This window comes from Desulfoscipio gibsoniae DSM 7213 (assembly GCF_000233715.2).
Classification (GTDB): domain Bacteria; phylum Bacillota; class Desulfotomaculia; order Desulfotomaculales; family Desulfallaceae; genus Sporotomaculum; species Sporotomaculum gibsoniae.
On record NC_021184.1, the window covers coordinates 1,556,883 to 1,581,019 of the forward strand.

At 36.7% G+C, this 24,137-nt stretch carries 25 protein-coding genes and 1 rRNA gene; all 26 read left to right on the top strand.

The window, feature by feature from the left end:
* Nucleotides 1-136: 136 nt before the first annotated feature.
* The 26 genes from rrf (at nucleotide 137) to cysC (ending at nucleotide 24,044) form a co-directional block, all read left to right on the top strand.
* Nucleotides 137-281: ribosomal RNA gene (rrf, locus tag DESGI_RS26620) — 5S ribosomal RNA — on the top strand.
* Nucleotides 282-389: 108 nt separating this feature from the next.
* On the top strand, nucleotides 390-1,058 hold the full coding sequence (locus DESGI_RS07220) for a two-component system sensor histidine kinase NtrB (protein ID WP_006523870.1): 669 nt from the start codon (nucleotides 390-392) through the stop codon (nucleotides 1,056-1,058).
* 714 nt (nucleotides 1,059-1,772) lie between these two features.
* A complete protein-coding gene (locus DESGI_RS25640; RefSeq protein WP_245561162.1) occupies nucleotides 1,773-2,099 on the top strand; it encodes a methyltransferase family protein in 327 nt (108 codons plus the stop codon).
* 32 nt (nucleotides 2,100-2,131) lie between these two features.
* The gene (locus tag DESGI_RS07230) at nucleotides 2,132-2,392 is read left to right on the top strand and encodes a hypothetical protein (RefSeq protein WP_006523873.1); all 261 of its coding nucleotides are present in this window, start codon (nucleotides 2,132-2,134) and stop codon (nucleotides 2,390-2,392) included.
* Between the two features lie 277 nt (nucleotides 2,393-2,669).
* On the top strand, nucleotides 2,670-4,178 hold the full coding sequence (locus DESGI_RS07235) for a sodium-dependent transporter (protein WP_041284807.1): 1,509 nt from the start codon (nucleotides 2,670-2,672) through the stop codon (nucleotides 4,176-4,178).
* Between the two features lie 25 nt (nucleotides 4,179-4,203).
* On the top strand, nucleotides 4,204-4,269 hold the full coding sequence (locus DESGI_RS26410) for a hypothetical protein (RefSeq protein WP_353740041.1): 66 nt from the start codon (nucleotides 4,204-4,206) through the stop codon (nucleotides 4,267-4,269).
* Between the two features lie 343 nt (nucleotides 4,270-4,612).
* Entirely contained in the window at nucleotides 4,613-5,305 is a 693-nt protein-coding gene (locus DESGI_RS07240) for an AzlC family ABC transporter permease (protein ID WP_006523876.1), read from the top strand.
* Nucleotides 5,292-5,615 (top strand): AzlD domain-containing protein, encoded by a 324-nt coding sequence (locus DESGI_RS07245; protein ID WP_015617939.1) that lies wholly within the window; start codon nucleotides 5,292-5,294, stop codon nucleotides 5,613-5,615. The genes DESGI_RS07240 and DESGI_RS07245 overlap by 14 nt, the downstream gene beginning before the upstream one ends.
* A 151-nt stretch (nucleotides 5,616-5,766) precedes the next feature.
* Nucleotides 5,767-6,606, top strand: coding sequence for a DUF1616 domain-containing protein (locus DESGI_RS07250; protein ID WP_006523878.1), 840 nt, complete (start codon nucleotides 5,767-5,769; stop codon nucleotides 6,604-6,606).
* On the top strand, nucleotides 6,599-7,411 hold the full coding sequence (locus DESGI_RS07255; RefSeq protein ID WP_006523879.1) for a CPBP family intramembrane glutamic endopeptidase: 813 nt from the start codon (nucleotides 6,599-6,601) through the stop codon (nucleotides 7,409-7,411). The genes DESGI_RS07250 and DESGI_RS07255 overlap by 8 nt, the downstream gene beginning before the upstream one ends.
* Nucleotides 7,412-7,672: 261 nt before the next feature.
* Nucleotides 7,673-9,037 carry an ATP-binding protein gene (locus DESGI_RS07260; RefSeq protein WP_245561196.1) on the top strand — a complete coding sequence of 455 codons (1,365 nt, stop codon included), beginning with the start codon at nucleotides 7,673-7,675 and terminating at the stop codon, nucleotides 9,035-9,037.
* 11 nt (nucleotides 9,038-9,048) lie between these two features.
* Nucleotides 9,049-9,717, top strand: a complete 669-nt coding sequence (locus tag DESGI_RS07265; RefSeq protein ID WP_006523881.1) for an accessory gene regulator ArgB-like protein — start codon at nucleotides 9,049-9,051, stop codon at nucleotides 9,715-9,717.
* The gene (locus DESGI_RS23715; protein ID WP_006523882.1) at nucleotides 9,701-9,841 is read left to right on the top strand and encodes a cyclic lactone autoinducer peptide; all 141 of its coding nucleotides are present in this window, start codon (nucleotides 9,701-9,703) and stop codon (nucleotides 9,839-9,841) included. Before DESGI_RS07265 ends, DESGI_RS23715 begins: the two co-directional genes overlap by 17 nt.
* 17 nt (nucleotides 9,842-9,858) lie before the next feature.
* Nucleotides 9,859-10,626, top strand: a complete 768-nt coding sequence (locus DESGI_RS07270) for a LytR/AlgR family response regulator transcription factor (RefSeq protein ID WP_006523883.1) — start codon at nucleotides 9,859-9,861, stop codon at nucleotides 10,624-10,626.
* 217 nt (nucleotides 10,627-10,843) lie between these two features.
* Complete coding sequence (locus tag DESGI_RS07275) at nucleotides 10,844-11,881, top strand: hypothetical protein (protein WP_006523884.1); 1,038 nt, start codon at nucleotides 10,844-10,846, stop codon at nucleotides 11,879-11,881.
* A 519-nt stretch (nucleotides 11,882-12,400) separates the two neighbouring features.
* On the top strand, nucleotides 12,401-12,658 hold the full coding sequence (locus tag DESGI_RS07280) for a hypothetical protein (RefSeq protein ID WP_006523885.1): 258 nt from the start codon (nucleotides 12,401-12,403) through the stop codon (nucleotides 12,656-12,658).
* 46 nt (nucleotides 12,659-12,704) lie between these two features.
* Nucleotides 12,705-13,895 (top strand): geranylgeranyl reductase family protein, encoded by a 1,191-nt coding sequence (locus DESGI_RS07285; RefSeq protein WP_006523886.1) that lies wholly within the window; start codon nucleotides 12,705-12,707, stop codon nucleotides 13,893-13,895.
* 62 nt (nucleotides 13,896-13,957) lie between these two features.
* Nucleotides 13,958-14,689, top strand: coding sequence for a glycosyltransferase family 2 protein (locus DESGI_RS07290; protein ID WP_006523887.1), 732 nt, complete (start codon nucleotides 13,958-13,960; stop codon nucleotides 14,687-14,689).
* Between the two features lie 18 nt (nucleotides 14,690-14,707).
* On the top strand, nucleotides 14,708-15,874 hold the full coding sequence (locus DESGI_RS07295; protein ID WP_006523888.1) for a glycosyltransferase family 4 protein: 1,167 nt from the start codon (nucleotides 14,708-14,710) through the stop codon (nucleotides 15,872-15,874).
* A gap of 2 nt (nucleotides 15,875-15,876) precedes the next feature.
* The gene (locus DESGI_RS07300; protein WP_006523889.1) at nucleotides 15,877-17,100 is read left to right on the top strand and encodes a glycosyltransferase family 4 protein; all 1,224 of its coding nucleotides are present in this window, start codon (nucleotides 15,877-15,879) and stop codon (nucleotides 17,098-17,100) included.
* Nucleotides 17,101-17,133: 33 nt separating this feature from the next.
* Entirely contained in the window at nucleotides 17,134-17,997 is an 864-nt protein-coding gene (locus DESGI_RS07305; protein WP_006523890.1) for a sulfotransferase family protein, read from the top strand.
* A gap of 22 nt (nucleotides 17,998-18,019) precedes the next feature.
* Complete coding sequence (locus DESGI_RS07310; protein WP_006523891.1) at nucleotides 18,020-19,153, top strand: glycosyltransferase family 4 protein; 1,134 nt, start codon at nucleotides 18,020-18,022, stop codon at nucleotides 19,151-19,153.
* Between the two features lie 13 nt (nucleotides 19,154-19,166).
* Complete coding sequence (locus tag DESGI_RS07315; protein ID WP_006523892.1) at nucleotides 19,167-20,804, top strand: hypothetical protein; 1,638 nt, start codon at nucleotides 19,167-19,169, stop codon at nucleotides 20,802-20,804.
* Between the two features lie 25 nt (nucleotides 20,805-20,829).
* Nucleotides 20,830-21,714 (top strand): sulfotransferase domain-containing protein, encoded by an 885-nt coding sequence (locus DESGI_RS07320; RefSeq protein ID WP_006523893.1) that lies wholly within the window; start codon nucleotides 20,830-20,832, stop codon nucleotides 21,712-21,714.
* Between the two features lie 19 nt (nucleotides 21,715-21,733).
* Nucleotides 21,734-23,281 (top strand): flippase, encoded by a 1,548-nt coding sequence (locus tag DESGI_RS07325; protein WP_006523894.1) that lies wholly within the window; start codon nucleotides 21,734-21,736, stop codon nucleotides 23,279-23,281.
* A 160-nt stretch (nucleotides 23,282-23,441) separates the two neighbouring features.
* The gene (gene cysC / locus DESGI_RS07330) at nucleotides 23,442-24,044 is read left to right on the top strand and encodes an adenylyl-sulfate kinase (protein WP_006523895.1); all 603 of its coding nucleotides are present in this window, start codon (nucleotides 23,442-23,444) and stop codon (nucleotides 24,042-24,044) included.
* Nucleotides 24,045-24,137: the final 93 nt, after the last annotated feature.

The window sequence follows — 24,137 nt, forward strand, 5'->3', positions numbered from 1 at the left end:
GCTACCTGAATTTACAAGATAGATTTTAGTTGTTGATTAAACTTGCTAAGCTGTGCAATTTTGAAGGAATAATAAGCTTACAAAAGGTGCTAGGCATTTGAAAATTAGCTTTGCTCCTAATAATTATATAAAGTTTTCCGGTGACCATTACTGAAGAGGATACACCCGTTCCCATCCTACCCCTTCGGGGCACAGGCATGCGAACACGGAAGTTAAGCTCTTCGACTTGTGCCCGCCGTGTACCCCGAAGGGGTGGAACGGGTAGGCCGATGGTACTTGGGCTTCTCCCTGCTGTGTGCCCCGCCTGTGCCCCGTAGGGGTACTTGTGCCCCGCTTGTGCCCCGAAGGGGTAAAGGGGTAAAGGGGTAAAGGGGTAAGAGAGTAAGTCGTTGCCGGAAATAATATCTAACGAACTATTTTCCAAAGCTTTCAATGTTAGTCCCAACCCGATGCTTATCAGTACACTTGCAGAAGGAAAATTTATTGATGTAAACGATAGCTTCTTAATGTTTTTTGGCTATGAACGTCAAGAAATAATAGGGCATATATCTTTTGAGATAAATATATGGTGTAATTTAGAATATAGGGCGAGTATTATTAAATCATTAGTTGACAGAGGTGTAGTCCGTAACTATGATGCTGAAGTATATACAAAAAAGGGTGAAGTTCGAACAGTCTTAATATCAGCAGTGACATTTAATATTAAAAGTGATAAATATATATTATGGCACGTAATCGACATCACAGAACGCAAAGAGTTAGAAAAGGAAATGACCCGTCTAGATAGGTTGAATTTGGTTGGAGAAATGGCAGCCGGTATTGGTCATGAAGTTAGAAACCCGATGACTTCTGTTCGTGGTTTTCTTCAGCTACTTGGGGAGAAAGAAGAATGCGCAAAATTTAAAAATTATTTCGACTTGATGATTGAAGAAATAGATAGAGCAAACGCTATAATTTCGGAGTTTCTTTCATTGGCCAAAAATAAGGTGATTGAAAAAAAATCAGTAAATTTACCTTGTTGTATATTCGGTCTCCGGCACCAAAAAATTTCCAGTTAGTGCATCCCCGTTTTCGGTGGGTGTACTAACTTTTTTATGCCCATCGGCTGGCTGCGCATTGGATCGGCAAAAAAAGTTGATATAGTAGCGCAGCTACTTTGAAAAATATTTCCATGGTGTTTAGCGGTATTAGCGGTACGAACAGGTGGTTGACGACAATATAAGGTATATGCAGGATCTTATACCTTGAATGATGAAGAAAGAGAAATTATAAAAAAGGCATTATAACGGAGTGTGATTTTTTGAACATTTTAATAGCCGAAGATGAACAGGTTGTGGGTGTGAGTTTATTATCCGTATGCCAAAAATTTAAGATGGATTTAAGATTAGAAACAGCCTAATTTAAGGTAACCCTGCTATCTTAATAGCAAGGTTACGAAATAGGTTGTTTTTTCGTTTTCGTACCAAATAAAATGGGAGGCTTTGATCCATGGAGACGTTACAAAGTCATTTTCACAATTGGTTTGGGGTGTTGTTTTTTATTGTAGTGTACAGTGTAGTGCTTTTGTTTATCCCCTTTTATAAAAAAATGGATAAAAAACCCGCGGGAACTTATTTGGCTTTTGTGATTGCTTTCGCCATCGAGATGCACGGCATTCCCTTTAGCATGTATGTAATCTCATGGATTATAGGCAAAAACCTGCCGGAAGGTATCTTATGGGGGCATACATTGGTTTCCTCAATTGGTTTTTGGGGGATGTACATCAACATTGGATGTGCAGTTGTCGCGCTATTCTTGGTTCTGACTGGTTGGTACAGCATCTACAAAAAATATTGGTCCAAGGAAACAGGTACAGCTTTCTTGTTAAAACAGGGGTTTATAAATATATCCGCCACCCCCAGTATGCGGGCCTGCTGCTGTTATCTCTGGGTATGCTGGCTGAATGGGCAACTTTGCCCATGCTGATTTTTTATCCGGTAATGGTGGTTATGTATGTGCGCCTTGCCAAACGAGAAGAGAAAGATATGCTCTTGGAATTTGGCGGTGAGTACAGGGAATATATACAGGCAACCAAGATGTTCATTCCTTTTGTTGTATAACAAATTGATTGGGGATAGGGCAGGTGAATATTTTGAGGAAAATAACGAAGAGGGTTTCAATTGGCTTTGTAGCAGTCCTTGTAATTTTAGTTGGGGCTTCTTTTATACCGACTTTATGGCTCAAAACCGCTAATATGTCAGAGTTAAATGGCCACTGGATCAATTATATTACGAGAGAAGTAGTGGAAGTCGGACTGTTGATAGTACTCAGAGTGGGGAAAGCTACATACAGGGGTAAGCGCAGGAGTGAAGAAAAAACTATTGTAGCGGTGTTGAATAGTGTTCAAATATGAAGTAAGATGAACACTGGTGACTATGTTATACAAAAAAAGAGGGGGCGAAATGGTGAGCATGAGATAACATAGACTACTGGATTAGTATATTAACCGAGAACGTATTACTTCAACAACGACTAAGACCGCTGGCATACCTCTGGCTTAGTTCGGAGGGCAAAACAAGTTAGTATCTCTTGTTATGAAGTAATTTTTTAACAAACTCTTGAAATTTATATTTAGTTAAAGATGGGGTGTTTGATATTTACTCCAATTTGTTGTAAAGGAGGTAATTAACATAGTACAACGAGAACAATGGGGCACTCGGATGGGTTTTATTTTGGCCGCGGTGGGTTCTGCTGTTGGTTTAGGTAATATCTGGCGGTTTCCATATATGGTAGCAGATAATGGTGGTGGTATATTCTTTCTTGTTTACTTATTTGCACTGTTGACTGCTGGTATTCCAATTATGATTCTGGAATTTGGCATTGGCCATAAGTATCGTGGTGGAGCACCTTTAAGCTTTGCGAAAATGAGCCGTAAATTTGAGTGGCTTGGTTGGTCGCAAGTAATTGTATGTTTTTTTATCGCAGTCTATTATGTGCTCGTTATTGCCTGGGCTATGAGCTATTTTTACCATTCAATTTCCTTAGGTTATGCTGATGATCCTAGTGGCTTTTTCTATAATAATGTACTGGGCTTAACAGAAGGACCTTTTGAACTTGGTGGAATACAAACTCAACTATTAATTCCTTTAGCAATAGCTTGGGCCATCAATTTTATAGCTATTTATGCCGGTGTTAAAGGTGGCATTGAAAAATTAGCCAAAATATTTATCCCTGTTTTATTCTTAATGGTAGTAGTAATTGCTGTACGTGGTTCTACCCTACCTGGTTCTGCAGCGGGCTTAAACTTTATGTTTGAACCGGATTTTAGCAGGTTATTTGATTTTAAAGTTTGGACAGCAGCTTATGGTCAGATCTTTTTTGATTTAAGTATTGCCTTCGCCATTATGATTACTTATTCCAGTTACCTACCAAAGAAATCAGACCTCACTGGTAACGCATTTACAGCATGTTTTACCAACTGTGGTTTTAGTTTGCTGGCCGGTATTGCTGTATTTAGCATTCTTGGGCATATGGCTCATTCCCAAGGTGTGGCGGTTCAAGAAGTTGCCGGTGATGGTGTAGGGTTGGCCTTTGTAACTTTCCCGGCAGCTATTACCACCCTGGGGGGGATGGCCCCGTTATTTGGTATGCTCTTTTTCCTTGCCTTAACCATGGCAGGTTTAACTTCCTTAATTTCCATCAATGAGGCCGCAATTGCTGCTCTAATGGATAAGTTGGATATGAAGCGTAAAAAAGTTACAGTTGTTTACACTGGTGTTGCAGCAATCTGTAGCTTAGTAATTGCCACCGGTGCCGGATTATATATTCTTGATATTGTCGACCATTTTACCAATAACTTTGGTATTGTATTCGGTGGTCTGATCCAGGTGTTGCTGGTGGGTTGGATCTTTAATCTTAAGTCTTTGCAAGACCATATTAATTCAGTTTCAGAAATCAAAGCCGGTTCCTGGTGGGTATTCTCCATTAAATTTATTACACCATTGGTGGCAGGCTACACTGGTATTATGACCCTTGTTGGTGATATCAAAGTACCATATGAGGGCTACCCTCAGGAAGCGTTGCTGGTAATGGGATGGCTTGTACTAGCAGTGATTATTGTTGGCGGATTCTTACTTTCCAGATTAAAATGGAAAAATGAAATTTACTTAATCGAGGGGGTAAAAGATAATGTCAGGTAGTGCACTTACCATGATGATTATCGCTATGGTATTACTTTGGGGTGGTTCCGCTTATTTCCTAATAAAAGCATATAATAGTAAATCTTTTTAGTAATTATGATAAAGATTCTGGTATCCGGGAAGTCCCAAAGGATAGTAGAAAAAAGCGGCGAGATAAAGCGGCATAAAGTAGGGGATTGGAGAAACTAGATGGAAGGGGACGTCCAATCAGTTTAGCTGTATTTGAGGACAGATAGGCTAACATGAGTTTGGATACTACGACTTTCACTAGATAAAAACCGCTATATTAGGCGGTTTTTATCTTTTGTAGTGGTTTCACAGACAGAAAGTCTAAACGTTGACTTAATTGCCTTTGTAATAATGATCCTGAGTTTATTGTAACTTTACTATTTAGTGAACCCTACAGCTACTTTATATTTTGGATGGAGATATATATGCAAAAGCGAGAACTAAAACAAGGAATCAATGACTCAATCCCAATCATTTTGGGCTATTTACCGTTGGGGTTTGCCTTCGGGGTGCTGGCAAATGAGGTAGGCATGACAATCATTCAGGCTACGATGATGTCGGTCCTGTGTTTTACAGGAGCCGGGCAATATATCGCCATTGGGGTCATGCAAGCGGGAGGGGCAATATTCACCATTATTATGGCGAATGTTCTATTAAATTTAAGGTATTTACTATTTTCGACATCGTTGGTGCCCTACCTCAAGGGGCAAGTTCCGACTGCTATTGGCAGCCTTCTATCCTATGGATTGACCGATGAAACTTATGCAGTAGCGATGAACCGCTATCAAGATCATGCGCCCACCGCTTACTATATGGCTGGACTTAATCTAAGCTCACATATTGGCTGGATCGCTAGTACACTATTGGGAGCTATAATGGGTGGTTATATTGGCAATACGGATCGTTTGGGCCTGGATTTTGCTTTGCCGGCAATGTATATATGTTTATTGGTCTTTATGATTAAAAATAAATCAGACCTTTTTGTGGCCTTATCTTCAGCGTTGTTTTGTTTGCTAATAGGTTATTTAATACCTATTACTATGGGGAATATGTTTAATATCATTATTGCGACGGTTATTGCGGCCAGTTTGGGGGTGTTAATCAGTGAGCGGGACTAGTATTTGGATCATGATCATCGGCGTTTCGCTGGTATCAATCTTGCCACGTATCCTACCGGTAGCATTATTTTCGCGCTATGAATTTCCCAAACCACTAAAACGGTGGTTATCCTTTGTAGCCCCGGCAGTTTTAGGCGCTTTAACAGCTTTAAGTATATTGGCACCTGAGGGTGACATTAATATCAGCATTCATAATAGGTATATCTGGGCCTTTATACCCACGCTGCTGGTCGCCATTAAGACCAGAAGCCTTTTCTATAGCTTGTTAGTTGGAATCGTAACCATGGCGCTGATTTATAATTTTGTGTGATGACTATAGAGTAAATCCAGGCGGGATTATGTATTAATTAAACACGGTTTTACAGTTTTTAGACAATAAATATAGACAATCGGCTTTAATGTTGTTATTTTGTTATAGCCCCGTCTATTCGCTTTAATCTTTTCAAAGGGGTTGAATTTTTTTGAGGATAGAGATAAAAAACGAGTTTTCCTTTATACTATTTCTTTATGTTGCCCTGGCAGTATTTATTGTTTTTGATGTGAGCGGAATTGTACGGGTTGCTTTGGGGTTGCCTTTTGTTCTGTTTTTCCCCGGGTATACCTTAATAGCGGCTTTGTTTCCGGCCAGGGACGATATTGACGACATTGAGCGGGTTGCCTTGAGCTTCGGTCTAAGCATTGCCATAGTTCCGCTTCTGGGCCTCATCCTGAACTACACCCCATGGGGAATAAGGCTTTACCCTGTATTGTTGACGCTTTTGGTTTTCACAATCTTGCTATCTGTTATCACAGTCCACCGAAGAAATAAACTGTCCTCCGAGAAACGTTTTATGGTTACTTTAAACTTAGAAACTATCAAATGGGGCAGCCTTTCCAGGCTGGATAAAATTCTCTCGGTGGTACTTGTGGGAACCATTATTTTTGCGGTAGGAAGCCTTTATTATGTCGCGACCACACCAAAGGTTGGCGAAAAGTTCACGGAGTTTTACATTTTGGGCTCTGGCGGTAAGGCAGAGGGTTATCCTCGGGATATGAATGCGGGTGAAGAAAAGGAAGTTATCCTGGGAATCGTTAACCACGAAAATTGTCCTATAACCTATACAGCCGAAGTGCGAATGAACGGGTATTTGAAAAAACGATTGGGTCCTTTTGATTTGAACAATGAAGAAATAAGGGAGGAGTCCGTTAGCTTTAGCGCCAACAGGCCCCAGGAAAATATGAAGGTGGAGTTTTTACTATTTATAAACGGCGAGAGCGATCCCTATCGCTCTCTGCACTTGTGGGTGGATGTTTATGAGTAGGATATTGGTACATATCAAAAAATTGGATATCGTTATCAAAAGTACTGTTTCCTTTCAAGATCATTTTTTTATCTGGTTGTATGCGGCCGTCATCACTGCCGCGGAGATTATTACAGCTTATTACAACCCGCTGTACGGGATCGCCTGTCATGTGGTTTTGCTGGTTGCCCTGCTTTTACATGCTTCTCTGGCTTATAAGCAAGAAATAAATCTGGTCTATCTGTCTTTATCCCTGGCTCCAATAATCCGAATCATGAGTCTTTCCATGCCTCTAAATGGCATTCCACTTGTGTACTGGTATCTAATAATCAGTCTTCCACTTTTTGCTGCCGCCACTATTGTGATGAGATTTGCTGGCTTTAAGCCACGGGAGATTGGGCTGACAGTGGGTAACCTGCCCCTTCAGTTACTGGTGGCCTTTATTGGTTTGCCGCTGGGCTTGATGGAGTACCTAATTTTAAAACCCACTCCCCTGGTAACGGAGCTCACCTTTCAGTATGTTTGGCTTCCTTCGCTGATCCTGCTTGTTAGCACCGGGTTTTTGGAAGAATTCATCTTTCGTGGGGTTATGTATCGTGCGGCTGTGGAAACATTAGGCAAGTGGTACAGCATTATTTATATCAGCTATATATTCGGGGTGCTGCACATTACCCACCGTACACCGGAGGACCTGATTTTCGTTTTTACCGTTGCGCTGCTTTTTTCTATAGCTGTTGGCTTTTTTAGATCCCTTTTGGGTGTCTCACTGGCTCACGGGTTAACGAATATTGGTTTATACATTATATGGCCGTATCTTTTGAGATAAATTGTTCTATAGCAAAAAACCGCTGCCAGTGATCTGGAAGCGGTTTTTTTGGCGCTTCATATGTTTTAACAAATATAAACAGGAAAATGTTACTTTTAAACAAGAAAATGTTACTTTTAAACATGGTAGGCAGGAGTCGGCTATTTTTTAATTAAAATAAAGTAAAATAGTAAAAAGTTAATACAAAAAAGTAAAAAATTAATATAAAATAAGTAAAATAAGGAAATAAGGAAATAAGGAAGGTAACCCTTTTTGGACACAATGACTTTCTTATCCCTGTTAATGGTTTCGTTTCCTGAAGCGATCTTGGTAGCTGCCCTAGGATTTTTGCTGATAGGACTTAAGCCTTGGTGGTGCGACTTAATTATAATTGGGGCTTTACAGGCGGGTTTTGCTTATATCATCCGGCTTTTGCCGGTGCCTTTCGGGCTTCACTCAATCCTGGGCATAGTTTTATTCGTTCTAAATATTCGCCTGGTTACCCGCTTGCCATATAGGATAGTTATACTTGCATCTTTATTTGGCCTGATCTTTTACGGCTCAGTAGAAACGGTAGCGATACAGTTCATGTTGCAAATCAAAGGTTTTTCACTGACCGAGGTTTGGAATTATTCCTTTATAAGATTTCTTTATTTCCTTCCGCAGGCCATAGTCATGATTATATTTATTATAGCCTGTAAAGTTTTTAATATTTCTTTAATTAGTTATTCTCAAGATTATAGTCGTTTAAGGCACTTATCAAGAAAAGAAACTCAAGGTGATTTAAAGGCAGATATTGTTAATAATCATAATCTTATTATCTTTGTAGTTGTTCTCTTGCCCGTACTATTACTGGCGCTCTTAAACATGGCGTTTGAGGCTGCTAGGTTGGATATTTTCCCGGGAGAGCATTTTAACATCTTTAACGGGATCTTTGGAATATTCATTATTATTTTAACGGTACTGTCCACTGTTACCGTCAAAAGAATAGGACAGCATGTGGAAAAAGATTACGAGGCCAAGAGAGCAGAGGAAAACTTAAAACAGATCAAACAATTGATTAACTCTTCCAGAAAGCAGAGACATGATTTCCACCACCAGCTGCAGACTATTTACGGACTGCTTGAAGGCGGGGCATATGAGAGAGCGCGGGATTATATAAGCAGGTTATTCGGCGAAATATCCCAAACCGGGGAATTGATAAAAACTGATAACTTTAGTATTAGCGCCCTTCTCTATACTAAAATGGGACTGGCCGAAGCTAAAAACATAGAAATGGAAATAGCCGTGGAATGCAGCCTCAGAGAATTGCCTTTAACTCCCCATGAAGCAAGCTCCTTGCTTGGAAACCTGATTGATAACGCCCTGGGAGCCGTAGAAGATAAAACAGGTGCATGCAGGCAGGTAAAAGTAAAAATAACTTATGAACAAGGGCTCTATGTAATCATAATAAGCAATACAGGGGACCCTATCGTCCCCAAAATTAAAGAAGATATATTCAAAGTCGGTTTTACTACTAAAAAAGGGCATTCCGGTCTGGGCCTGTCAATTGTCAAAGATATCGTAAGCAAATACCGGGGTGACATCAAGATTAGCAGCGATACCGAAGTAACAACCTTTACCGTTATAATACCTTTAAAAAAATGAGGTGGAATTTAATGAATTTAAATCAACTGGCCGGAAGAATTGCTAATTACCTGTCTAAGGAACTGGCGTTGGATACTAATAAAATTGATACTCTACGCTTTGGCTTCGAAATTATTTTCGCCGCTCTCATTAAAGGGTTTATCCTTATTAGTCTGGCCTATTTACTTGGAATACTTCCCGAAGTGGTGTTTGCAATGGTTTGCGGAGCTATTTACCGGCTTCTAAGCGGCGGAGCCCATTGCAATGGGTACTGGAGATGCCTTACCCTGGGAGTTTTGAGTTATCTTGGGGCTGGAGAGCTGGGAATATACTTGGGACGTTATTTATCAATCGATTTACTGGTATATTTACTGCTGACCGGATATTTACTATTCTCCCTTTGCGTTATAGCTTTGGTGCCGGGGGAAGTACCTTATAAAAAGATTACAAGTATTTCCGAAAGAAATAAGTTTAAAATTCTTTCACTAGTTTATCTTAGTTCATGGTTAGGGATCAGTATAATTGTTGTGCATTATGTCAACTCATCCCTTGCTCTGGCGGGTTTTATTGCTGTCATGATCCAGACAATTAGTTTCTCTCCTCCAGGATACAAAATCATACACCAATTAGATAACCTTTTAGTAGGATTAGCAAAATTATTTATAGAAAGGAGGTATTTAACCAATGAAGCTGACCGTTAAAGGAATTAAAAGAATAATGTTTTCACCCGTCGCTACTTTGGCCCTTTTGGTCGCTGCTATCGGTATCAAGCCAGTCTGTTTCTTTTGGTTTTATCAGCCGGCTCCCCCAGAGAAATCTGAATAAAGGGGAGAGGATACCGCATGGAAATAACTGTTTTGATTGCAGAAGATGATCCGGATATGCGTTTTGTGATCAGGAATGTGGTTGAAGAAGTTGAAGGTGTAAACGTTATTGGCGAAGCCGGGGATGGGCTGGAGGCAATAAAATTAATTAAAGAATTGTCACCTCAAGTGGCTTTTTTGGATATCGACCTTCCGGGAAAAAACGGTGTTGAACTGGCCCGGGAAATATTTGATATCAACCCCTGGACATTTATTATATTTGCCACGGCCTTCAGCGAATTCAGGGGCGAAGCTATTGATGTTTATGCTTTTGACTACCTTGTCAAGCCCTTTAAAATGAACCGGGTCCGACAGACAATGGATAGGATCAGACTGGTTCTATCCGGGAAATTAGCTGAAAGGTCAAATGCTGACTCAAAAAATCTCAATAAAAATGTTAGCAGAAAACTATTATTTAAAAATAACAGCAAATTTGTTTATTTAAACCTTGATGACATTATCTACATTACTAAGGAAGGTCGCAAGACCACGATCTATTTTATTGGCGGCCAAATTAAAACAAATGACAAACTCTCTGCTCTTGAAGAGCAATTGGAAGGATATCCATTTTTTAGAAGCCATAGTGGGTTCATTGTAAATTTAAAGATGGTCAAGGAACTTATTCCAGCGAGCAGAAGCAGCTATGAACTGGTTATGGAAAATACTAAGAATAGGCCTTTAATAACAGTTGAAAAATTTAAGGAACTTGAAGAATTGACAAACAGCAAAGTTCTCAAGAGCAGTTGAAGGGTTCTAAGGTGAACCCTTCTTTTTTTTAGGGTCAATGCAAATCCAGATGATTAATCGCAAAAATTAGACACGATATTACTATATATAGGCAATAAATATAGACAATTAGTTTCAATATTGCTAACTTAAATTTGGTAATTTGTGAAAATGTTTCTGGAGGTGAAGCCAAAATTATTGCAACGAGAGCTAGTAGAATTAAAAGGAGGTAATAAAGATGGAAATGGTATTGAGAAGATGGATAACTACATTAATGCTATGTGCGCTCATGGTTTTTGGTGTAACTTTTAGCCTGGCACCGCCACAGGCTCAGGCCGATACGGTCAACGATATGGGAAAACAATTAGAGAAGGTTTATGATCAGTTGGTCTTAGATCCTAACGGAGAAAACGATGTGATTTCGGTTGAGGCAAAGCTTGCCAATCTGAGCAGAGATCCTAACAGCGGCCCATGGCCGGATGTTTTCGCCATATTATTAACTGACCAGGTAATAACCAGGCTGGGCGGAGAGGTCGCGGCCAAGGACAAAATAATCGATTTTGTCTGCGATCTTGCGGATGTCCAGTATTCGTCCAAACCTGGCCATCTAAGAAAAAGTATGGAAGAATTTAAGGAACAGCAGGCTTCCACGATTACCGCGCTGTTTGGAAACGATGTTACCATCGACTACCTATATAACTATTTGCTGGCAGCCAAAGGGGAGGTGCCCAACGTTATTTCATATGACGTTGCAGGTTTAATTGCCCTTACTTCCGGAGACTACGGGCAGATACGTACTGCTATGGAAAGATGGACCCGGGATGCCTTGACGAAAGCTGCTAGCGGTCAATACAGTCTTTTCCGGGACAAACTTGGTGATATAGGATGGAGCATGGACAAACTGTTTGATGCCAGAGATGTTCTCAGCGCCGAAGTAGATCCGGGCTATGCCGGTGAGATTGCCCTGATGAAAGCATTCGTACGGTCAGAAACCCACTTTCTGAAAGACGGGAAAGAGTGGGACAAAGTTATTAATCTAAAAGCAGGTGACACGATACCATTAAAATTATCGGTTCTGGGCTTCTCTCAAGCTGGATACGTTTTACACTGGACAGTAGATGATGCTGATGTGGCAACTGTTGATGATTCAACAAAAACTTTGACAGGGATAGCCAAGGGTAAAACAACGCTCCGGGCATATATAAGTAACCCTGATACAGATTGGGTCTACCAGGGAACTGTTCATGTTACCGGAGGTGGCAATAGCGCTCACTGACCTAGCATGGAATAGCCTATCTTCATAAACTTGTAATGGTGCTAAAAATGTAAGTTAAATTACTATTTAAAATTATATTAACAACAACATATTAGTTAGTATTTATCTAAATGTAAGGTATGCGTGATTTAATTGCTTTGGCGCTATTTATGCAGTGGCTTTTATTTTATGCTTGCTTGGTAGATGCTTTGCAAATAAAAGGTTCTTAGTGAGCCTTTTATTTTTTTTTGGCCGATGCATATCCAGACAAAATTTCGTAAGAATGGGACAAGATAATACGCCTTTTAGACAATAAATATAGACAATAATGGCTATAATTGTTATCTTCTTATTGGATTCCGAAGGGAGGGATTCAATGAAAGAATTTGCTGAAACTAATTAAACGTATCCAACCATGAACAAGTGGTCTTTATATTTAATCTGTTAATTAAATAGCAAATTATTACAATAAGTTTTCATGTTTCAGTAGAGTAAATGAATAACGGAGAGCAATAAATTGTAAAAAAGGGGGGAAGAACAATGATTTCAACAGTAACCACTGTAACCACGACTGCCGTGAGCACGGCTGCCACAGCGGCCGGGTTCGGCCTGCTTGCCGCGATAACCTTGATCGTGCTCCTTATCGCAAAGGAACTGGCAGGGGCGGCCTCGGAGAATTCATCCGCTCCGGAGTTTACTCTGCCTGGTGCATTGGATAGGGCTTTAAATGTTGGTATCGTTCCATTGTCAATGGCTTTTGTATCCGTTGTTTTTGTAAAAATCGTAAATGTTCTTTAAAAAGGCTAACTTTTTTAAAGCCGGTGTAGAAAGGAAACTGTTCTGTATGGATTATGATGTCATAGTTATTGGTGGAGGCCCGGCGGGCTGTGAGACAGCCCGAATTATTGCTGAAAAAGGATATCGGGTTCTGATAGCCGAGGAGCACCGGAAAATTGGCGAGCCCATGCAGTGTGCAGGGCTCGTCAGTCCCAGAACTTTAAAAATCGCAGCCATGCCGGACGCTATAATCATCAACCAAATCCATGGTGCTTTTGTCCACTCTCCCGGTGGGGAAGTGCTTCCTATCAGGGACAAAGAGGCATACGCTCTGGTAATTGACCGCTCGGAGTTTGACCGTAACTTGTCGCAAAGGGCTGAGGGTGCCGGTGCGAAAATCATGACCGGGGTAAGGGCTTGGGTAGGTGACATTTTTCCTGATGAGACTAGCGTGAAGTTTAAATCTTTCGGTGGAGAGTTTACAGCCAGAGCTCGTTTACTGATCGGTGCCGACGGGGCCAACTCCCATGTTGCTCGCCGGATCAATATCCCCACACCGAATGAAGTAATCCGTATGTGTGCAGCCGAAGTGGAGCTAAAATGCTCGGAAAAAGATATGGTGCACATATTCCTGGGCAGGGAAATTGCACCGGGCTGGTTCGGTTGGGTTATACCGGTGGATGAAAAGCGCGCAAGGGTGGGGATCGGCGTAAGCGGGAGGGACAAGCATCCCAAATATTACTTTAATAGAATGGTGGAGGCTCATCCCGAAATTTTTAAGGGCATGAATTTTCTCCGCAGTACGGGTGGCGTTGTTCCCATCGGCATGTTTCCCAGAATTTACAGCGAAAGAACCTTGCTGGTAGGGGATGCAGCTTGCCAGACCAAGCCCATATCAGGGGGAGGTTTATATCTTGGGCTATTGGGCGCAAAACTCTGCGCTAAAGTGGCAGCTAAAGCGTTCTCCAATGGAAACCTATCCTCAGAGTTCCTTTCGGAATATCAGTGGTTATGGGAGAGGGAGATGGCAGACGAAATACAGACAGCCCTCGAGTACAGGAATATTTATTTAAATATGTCTGACAAGGAAATGGATACATTAATCCGTTTTTTCAACCGCCCCTTATGGCAGAGTATCATATCCAGGTATGGTGATATCGACTATCCATCGTGGTTGGCAGGCAGACTATCCTTCGCTAGACCCTGGGCAGAGAGATTTTTTATGACCAGATTCAAAAAGATACTGAACTACTGCTAAAACTAGTCCGGATATAGAGTAATTATCTTAAGGTTACCCCTAACCTCAGAAGGAGTGGTTTTGTGAATACCAATTCCAAAAAGCACCATACCTCTGAAGAAATAAAGCATAGCATTATTATACCTGCGTATAACGAAGAAGCAGGACTGCCAATAGTGCTTAAAGATGTTTTTCATTTAATTGATAATAGCTTTGAAGTTATTGTTGTGGACGATGGTTCAACAGATAGGACGAGAGAAGAAGCGAAGGAATTTCCCTGCAGATTGGTATGTCATGTTCATAATTCAGGTAAAGGCGAAGCAATGAAAACCGGTATTAGAGAAGCCAAGGGGGAAAACGTAATTTTTATTGATGCAGACAACACTTATCCCCCGGAAGGAATAATTGAAATAGCAAAAGCTCTGGAATGGTTTGATATGGCACTGGCGTCCCGGAAAATGGGGCAGAAAAACATTCCGGCTTTTAATCGAATTGGAAACGCCATTTTTAGAAATAGCATCAGATATATATATGGGTTTAAAGGATATGATCCATTAACAGGTCTATATGGATTGAAGAAAAAATTTCTTGAAGTCATGCAACTAGAATCCAAAGGTTTTGGTATAGAATCGGAAATTTGTATAAAAGCTGCCAGAATGGGATTGCGGGTCAAGGATATTCACATCATTTACAGGGATAGGATTGGTAAGGCAAAACTCAGTGGAATAAAAGACGGCTATCGAATTTTTATGACAATCTTAAAGTTCTTTCCGCTGCTATTTCAACGTCTTGAAAAACCAGGCTTACCCGGGTGAGAAGTATAGGTAATAAATATGAAAATTGCTTATGTCTATGATAACGTTTACCCCTACTATGTCGGTGGAGTAGAAAAAAGGATATGGGAAATAGGAAGAAGATTAAGTGCAAAAGGTCATGAAGTTCACTGGTATTGTATGAAGTATTGGGAAGAAGAAAGTGTAATTTATAGGGATGGCATGTGGTTACATGGAGTTTGCCATCCTCAACAATTATTTGTTAATGGGCGTCGATCAATTTATGAGGCTTTATTTTTTGCAAGCAAATTGTTAGTACCTTTAATGAAACATAAGTTTGATATTATAGATGTTCAAAATTTCCCATACTTTTCAGTATTTACATCTAAATTTTATTCTTTAGTAAAACGAAGTCAACTTGTAATCACTTGGCATGAAGTATGGGATAAGTATTGGTATGAATACTTAGGTATTCTTGGTTTTTTTGGATTTACTGTAGAGCGAATGGTCAGTTTATCATCTGGAAACATGCTTGCAGTATCTAAATCGACAATAACAAATTTAAAAAAAATATCATTTAAAAAGTCAGATATTGAATTAATGCCTAATGGAATAGATTTAAAATATATAACCAACATTAACCCGAAGGGTGATGTTTATGATGTGATATTTGCTGGTAGGTTAATTAAAGAAAAAGGTGTACATTTGTTAGTTGAAGCTATAAAAATAATAAAAAAAATAAGGCCAAAAGTTAAATGTTTAATAATAGGAGATGGGCCAGAGAAAAATAATATTATTAATTTAATTAAAGATTTAAAATTAGAGGAAAATATAAAGCTGTCCGGCTTTATTAATGAATACGAAGATTTAATTGCCCAAATAAAACAAGCTAAAGTGTTTGTGTTACCTTCAATCAGGGAAGGTTTTGGGATGGTTGTATTAGAAGCTAATGCATCAGGAATACCTGTTGTTACAGTAAATCATAACCAAAACGCCGCAAAGGACTTAATAGTTGAGGGAATAAATGGCTTAATTTCTCTTGTGACCCCGGCTGATTTGGCAAAAAAAATTTTAGTTATAATTAATGGAGGAAATGTTTATAAAGAGCAGTGTATAAGTTTTGCGGAACAGTATGACTGGGGAAAAATTGTAGATTTATTGGAATGCTATTATATTAAATTAAATCATGCTAATAATATAAATTGTTTATTAAAAACGGGTGATTAAAATTGCTAAAAATTGCTTTTTTGAGCTCTATATCATCAAAAAACGTTCATACGGGAGGGAGCGAAGAGTCTCTAAGACTTTTAATTAATCAATTTTTATATAAGAAAATTAAAATATATTTAATTACGTATCCAGATAACTTACTCAATAAAGTAAATGATAGAGTTATCAGGATAAAGCACAAATGCCTAAGTACAATGGAACTATACGCTCCTCCAGTAACACTAATCCCAAGAATATTATTTGATATCAAGAGATGTGAAAAGGAAGGTTGTGAAGTTTGCCACGTTTATAATGTATTTGCAATGGCAGGTGCTGGTTTATATAAATTACTTGGAGGTAAGGTTGTATTAATAGGTACTTTAAATAATTATGCCGGCGTTTGTCCTGCTGGACATTATCTATGTGGTGAGGTGAATAAATGCAATTTAATTCGTCGTATTAGGTGTCTGGCTGAAAATAGGTCTATTTTATTCAAGCTGTTATCCCCATACTATGCCTTAATATATCCATTAATTATAAGGTTGATGAAAAGATTGAATGGTTATATTGCAATAAGTAATTCAGTTAAAAAAAATTATATTAGTTGCGGGTATGAATCAAGTAAAATATGCGTTATTTCTAATTTTGTTGAAAAGATTTCATGCTCATATAAAAATGTAGATGTTACAAATTTAGGGGGATATTTTCAGATATTATATGTTGGTGGCTTAAGTAAGCATAAAGGTGTAGATGTATTAATATTAGCTTTTTCAAAGTTAGTAAAAAAAAATCCCAAGTGCCATTTAATAATTGTTGGTGATGGTCCTTGCAGGAAATATTATGAGGATTTAATTAGGGACCTTTCTTTAAATGACACAGTTTCTTTAATTGGTAAGATCGAACATGAAAAAATATGGAAATATTATCAAGAATCAAGTATTTTTGTTCACCCTGGGATGTGGCAAGAACCTTTTGGGAGAACTATTTTAGAAGCAATGAGCTTTGGCTTGCCATGTGTGGTTTCAGATGTAGGAGCTCCTCCTGAAATTGTTGGAGATGCAGGTTTAAAATTTACAAAAGGTGATTTTAACTCATTGTATGACTGCTTGGATAAGTTATGCTGCAATAAGGATTTAAGAGAACGTTTAAAGTCTAACATACCAGAAAGGTTAGATAAATATGACCCCCAAAAAACAATAGATTATTTCTTAAAATATTATAATTATTTGTTAAATGAAGCTTAAGGATTATAAATTTAATTCATTGGAGGTTCATAAATGACGTTTCCTCCTAATGCTTATCTCATAGGAGCACAAAAAGCTGGGACAACCACATTGGCATATTTACTTGATCAGCATCCAAATATCTCAGTATCTAAACCCAAGGAAACACACTTCTTTTCAAATAACTTTTATAAAGGGATAGATTGGTATAAAAGTAAATTTATAAATTTAAATAATGTATGTATTGACGCTTCAACAAGTTATTCTATGGCAGCGTTGAGCGAAGGTAGTAACTTAAAACAATCGAGAAAACAGGTAATAGATGTGCCTAAAAGGATACATTCAGTAATTAGTGATGCAAAATTTATATATATTCTAAGAAATCCAATTGAAAGAACATATGCTGGATACTGGCATAATGTTAGATATGGTAGAGAAAAAAGAAATTTTGTAGAAGCTATAAAATATAACCCGATGTATTTGGATATAAGTAATTATTATGGCCAATTAAAAATATGGCTCAGGTATTTTCCAATAGAGTCCTTTAAATTTATACTTTTTGATAGTTTAAAATCAAATCCCGAAAATGTGGTAAGAGAATGTTTCAAGCATCTTGAATTAGATGAACTAGTAGATATAGATGTTGGTGATGTTAAAAATAAATCATATAATGTAAGTTGGATAGGAAGAAAAATTAATAGATTAATGGACTATCAGATATCAAGTGTTGCACTTAAGTTTATATATGATAGGTGCTCGCCAGGAGTTCATAAAAAGATAAAAACATTCGTGAGTGGACATAAAAGCATTCCCTCAATTGAAAAAGAGGAAATAGATATTATGTCAGAGTATTTTTGGAGCAAGAATCAACAATTAAGTAAACTTATAAGAATGCCTTTAGACATATGGAATTACTGAATGGAGAGTAGGTAATTGTAATATGAAAATTACTTTTGTGACGCATGTATACCCATACCCTCAAAGAGGCTTTAATCCAGGAATTGAAAGAGTAATAGAAGAGTTAAGTCTTAACTTGGCTGCTAAAGGACATAATGTTCGGGTAATAACTACTTTTAGGAACAAGGGCCTTTTAAAAAATGAGAGGTATAGAAGCATTGATATATATAGAATAAAGGATGCTAGGGATATTATGGGTAGAGTTGGGAGTATTTTTGCATTTGATTACTTATCAATTAATTACCTTGTAAACAGGTATTACAAAGAAATACTTAAGGATTCAGATATCATTCATGCGTTTACTCCTTTTGTTGGAGACATTTCTAATGTACCATTGATATCGCATTTTCATCATGAAGAAAAAATAAGAAGTATAAAAGAAATATTATTTTTACCGATGCTTGCAAGAATGTGGAAAAAAACTTTTAAAATATCTAACGCAGTTATTAGTGTTTCAGAGTATTCATCTCAAGACCTGGTAAAAAAAGGAATACCAAAAGAAAAAATTTTTATTGTGCCAAACGGGGTTGATGTGAAGCGTTTTTATCCTAATGATAATGCGTTAATAAAAAATAAATATAATTATGCTAATATTCTATTGTATGTTGGCCCATTGATTCAACGTAAGGGAATAGAATATTTAATTAAGGCGATGCCGGGAATTATTTCTGAATGTGGAAAAACTATTTTGTTGATTGTGGGGGAAGGAAATCAGGAGTATCTTGAAAAAATAGCTATTTCTTTAAATGTATCTGATAGTGTAGTTTTTGAAGGTTTTGTTCCTGAAGATAAATTAAGTATGTATTATAATAGCTGTGATATATTTGTATTGCCCTCTCTCCAAGAGGGGTTTGGAATGGTAATGGCTGAGGCAATGGCTTGCGGAAAACCCGTTATTGCTACTAATACTTCAGCTATTCCGGAAGTATTAGGTGATGCAGGATTAACCGTTCCACCAAGAGATTCGCGAGCATTAAGCGAAGCTGTAATAACGTTATTAAAAGATAAAGGTAAAAAACATTATTTTCAGGAAGTAGCACTTCACCGTGTGGCAAAACTTTATACTTGGGATAAGGTATCTGCAAAAGTATTACAAATTTATAATAATGTATTATAAAACGGGAGTATATATGAAAAAATATTATTTCTTACTTGTTTTAATTTTGCTGGTACTTGTTACTAATATATTTTTAATTAACGATAATTTAAATTATTCTCCTGTTCCTACTAGATGGGGAGTTCCAATTGATTATGGTCGGTATAATATCCTTAAAGAGGGAGTTTTATATGAAGACACCAAGCAGAGCTTAACTTGGCAATCTGGCCTGATAACTTACGGTGATGCAGATGAATTGCCTAAAATATTATCTGCTATTATTAATATGGCATCAGGATATACTAATTTCCCGTATGACTTAACTTTGCATCAATTATTTCTATGGTTACCCTTTATATATATCCCCATAATTTCACTATATTGGTATAAATATATATCTAATAAAAAAGAATTCGATTTTAACTGCCTTATTATATGTGTATTTAGCATGTTTACGCTACCTGGTGCTTTTTTGGTTTTAAGTAAAGGTATTGCAGGAGCTGGAGGTAATTCTGTAGCACGTGGGTTGTTTTTATTGGTTTTAGTTTTGTTAATAGTAAACTTTAATGAAAAGAAAAAAAATGTTTTTAAATTATTAGTATTAATTTTATTATTTGGTCCTTTTTATCTTTTTTATCATACATGGACATATTACTTAATATTATATATGACTATAGTTATATTTTTATTATTATTTAATAAAGAAGATCGTTATTATATTAGCCTTTTAGTTATTGGTATTGTAATATTTATATCTATAAGTATTTACTATAATATTCATCTTCTAAATGAGTCTACACGTTTATTAAAATATTTTCCTGAAATGATAGCGGATCTTTCGTCTATTTTGCCATGGTCTGTGAGTGGTGTTGAAGATGATCTTGTAGGATATAAACCTTTAAATAATATTTATGGTTATATCCAGATCTTAATTAGTTTATTTCTTGTCCTTGTTGTTATTATATTTCTTTTAAATTTTTATGTAAGAAAAAAGAAAAAATATAGCGTTTTAAGGTATGAAAAAATGGTTGTGTATTTTGTTCTGGCTCATGTTATTGGGGTAGGTCTTGGTTTATTTATATGGGATGGTTTTTCTGGCATTTTGGCACGGTTTTTTGAAGGGTGGGTTTATATTGCGATTTTGAGCTCAGGGTGTATTTTGACACTTGGGAGTAAGAGGATAGTCAAAATAACAAGGATTGTAATGGTTGGAATAATGTGTCTAACCATCGTAAGTTACTTTATCCAGCCAAAAGAATTAGATAGGTCTTTAACAAGGGAGGAATTTATTGGACTTAGATTTACTGGAGAGAAAGTAAATATAAATTCTTATATATTTTCGGATTTTAGGCTAGTAATGCCGTTATTGTACTTTGATCAACGTGGACTTATAGATATTGATTACCGACACAGGAATGGGGAAGATGTTCAAGAGATATTAGAAAGGTGTTACTATAGTGGATTAAACCCTCATTTAATTTTAGATAAAGTTATTGGCCATAAACAATATTATGTGGCTACTTCAGAGCGCCAATCTAAGGTAGTTATTTCTGATTCATCTTATGTAAACTTCAAGCCTGCAAGTAGTAATTTTCAGGAGCAGTTTGCTATTCAGAATACTTTTAATAGGGTGTATGACTCTAAATTATACAATCTTTTTTATCGTTATTAAATAATTACAAAATCAGGTGATTTAAATGAGAAAACCGAACTTTTTTATTGTAGGAGCACCAAAGTGTGGAACTACAGCAATGTGTGAATATCTTAAAGTTCACCCAGAGATTTATATGCCTAAAAAAAAAGAATTGCACTTTTGGGGAAGTGATTTAAATTCAAAATGGTTTATTAAAGATGTTAATAAGTATTTTGAGAATTTTTTGGATGCGTCAAATGAAAAAATGGTTGGGGAGGCCTCAGTCTGGTATTTATATTCAAAAAAAGCAGCTAATGAAATTAAAGAATACGACCCTAATTCTAAAATTATAATCATGCTTAGAAACCCAGTAGATATGATATATTCCCAACACAGTCAGTTTTTATATAATGGCAACGAAAATATAACCGATTTTGGTGAGGCACTTAATGCTGAGAATTTAAGAAAAGAATGGATCGGAATTCCTAAAACTGCTCATTTTGCTGAAGGGTTGTGTTACAGAGAAACTGCTAAGTTTACGGAGCAGGTTCAACGATATTTAAATACTTTTGGTAGAGATAATGTACATATCATTGTTTTTGATGATTTTAAAAAAAATACAGCAGAAGTATATAAGAAAACTTTAAAATTTTTAGAAGTTAATAATGATTTTATTATAGATTTTAAAGTTATAAATCCTAATAAAAAGGTGCGTAGTAGCAAAATTAGATATATTTTGCAAAATCCCACTTTTCCAGGCAAAAATATTTTGCCTAATGTTGTAAGGAAAAGCCTTGGTAAATTGATTGAAAAAGTCAATACAAAATATGTACCGCGACCAGAAATGGATATTAAAATAAGAAAGATACTTCAAGCTGAATTTGCTCCAGAAATTGATAAATTAAGCGATTTGATTAAGAGAGACTTAAGATATTGGTATTTGGCATAATTTGATTAGGGGTTGGAAAATGTGTGACTTAGATATAAATAAAAGAAACGATCTGAGACAAACTTCAGAAAAGAACTTTATTCCCACATTACTCAAGGAAACAGCAAAGGGTGGGGGCATAAGCTTTGTTGGACGTATTTTGGGGCAGTTTGTCCGTATGATAACACAAATTTTAATAACTAGGATTTTAGGAGTCGAAAATTATGGGTTGTACGCTTTAGGGCAAAGTATTTTACAAATATTACGTCAGGTTTCCATGCTTGGGTTGCAAGGTGGGGTTGTACGTTATGGGGTTATCTTTTTGGGGGAAGGGGAAAGAGGAAAGCTAAAAGGCACAATACTTTTTGCTTTAGTAATTTCTACTGGTTTTAGCATATTTACCGCTATAACACTTTATTTAATTTCATATGACATCGCTATGCAAGTATTTAATAAGCCTAGCCTAGTTCATGTGTTGCATGGTATTGCAATTGCGCTTCCTTTCTTTGCATTATTAACTATAATATCATTTATATCGAGGGTTTTTCGGCGTATAGACTACAGTGTTGCGATACAAGAAGTATTTCACCCTATTTTTGTTTTTATTTTGATAGGATTTAGCTTTATCTTAGGTTATAAACTCATAGGAGCTGTTTATGGATTTGTTCTTGGTACTATAATTACTGCAGTTTTTAGTGTTTTGCTGTTAATTAGAATGTTTCCCGAGATATATGGAGGCATTAAATCGGTTTGCAAGTATAAGGAGCTAATGAATTTTTCTTTTATTATATTATTAGTTGAGTTATCAACAATATTGATAAACAATATAGATAGAATTGTTTTAGGCTATTTTGTGAGTGCAAAAGATATCGGAAGGTATAGTGCTGCGGCGCTAGTTGCCATTCAAATATCGGTTGTTCTGCAATCTTTTAATACAGTCTTTTCACCTTTAATAGCAGACTTGTATAATAAAAACGCGCTTAATCAATTAAATTTGGTTTTTAAAACGGTAACAAAATGGATTTTTACGTTAACATTACCTTTATTTTTAATCATAGTTATGTTCTCTGATGAAGTGATGAATATGTTTGGTCGTGACTTTTTTTCTGCTGGTAGTATTTTGGTTATTTTAGCATGCGGTCAGTTTGTCAATGCAAGTGTAGGTTCTGTTGGTTATATGTTAACAATGACTGGACTCCAAAAGATTGAAATGATAAACGGCATTTTAGGGTTAATATTGAACTTAATACTTAATTATATTTTAGTACTTCATTTTGGTGTTGTTGGTGTTGCGATGGCAACTTCAATATCGTTGGCTTTTCTTAATATTTTAAGATTACTAGAAGTTTTTCTATTTATCGGAATTCATCCTTATAAAAATAGCTATTTCAAACCCATATTGTCCGCTTTTTTTTGTGTTGTGATATGGTTAGTTTTTAATCATTTTACCGAATTTAATAGTCTATATGTTGATTTATTTATGGTATCCTTGATGTTAATAATTTATTTTGGAATGATTTATATTATGGGATTTGATAGTGAGGATAATATAATATTAAATGAATTAAAGATTAAAATAATAAAGTAAATATATTTATTAATATAAGTATTGAAGTCATATTGGAAAATAATATTAATGTAAGGAGGTTATGATAGGGCTGTCTTAGTTTGGTAATAATCGTAAAATGGGCATATAAAAGTATTAAAAATATATTTTGTTATAATTCTAGCTATTGAGGTGAAGAATAATGGCAAATCAATTACTAAATGTGGTGTGGCATTTACCCTCTATAAATAAAAATCATAGAAGTAAATTAAAAAAACATAATAGTTGCATTATATGGATTACCGGTTTATCAGCTTCGGGTAAATCTACTATTGCCAATAAGTTAGAATGTCAGCTGCACGAAATGGGTATACATACATATCTACTTGACGGTGATAACATACGACATGGGTTAAATAAGGATTTGAGCTTTAGCCCGGAAGATCGCCGGGAAAATATTCGTCGCATAGCCGAAGTTGCCAAGCTTTTTGTAGATGCCGGTATAGTGGTTATTACTGCATTTATTTCTCCTTACCGAGAAGATAGACAAATTGCCAGACAAATTGTCGAGCGGGGAGAATTTGTAGAGATATACACCAAGTGCCCTTTGGATGTATGTGAAAAAAGAGATCCAAAAGGTTTATATAAAAGGGCCCGTGCAGGTAAAATACCTGAATTTACGGGTATAACGGCACCGTATGAAAAGCCAGATAATCCTGAAATAATAATAAATACAAATAAAAATACAATTGAAGAGTCAGTTGATCAAATAACGAAATACCTGTTAAAACAACAAATTATCTAATATGCCTCGGATTAAGGAAACTATAATCCAATGTTGAAATTATTAAACTGCATTTCATTATACTGCTCCTGACGGGAAATTAAAATATGGTCA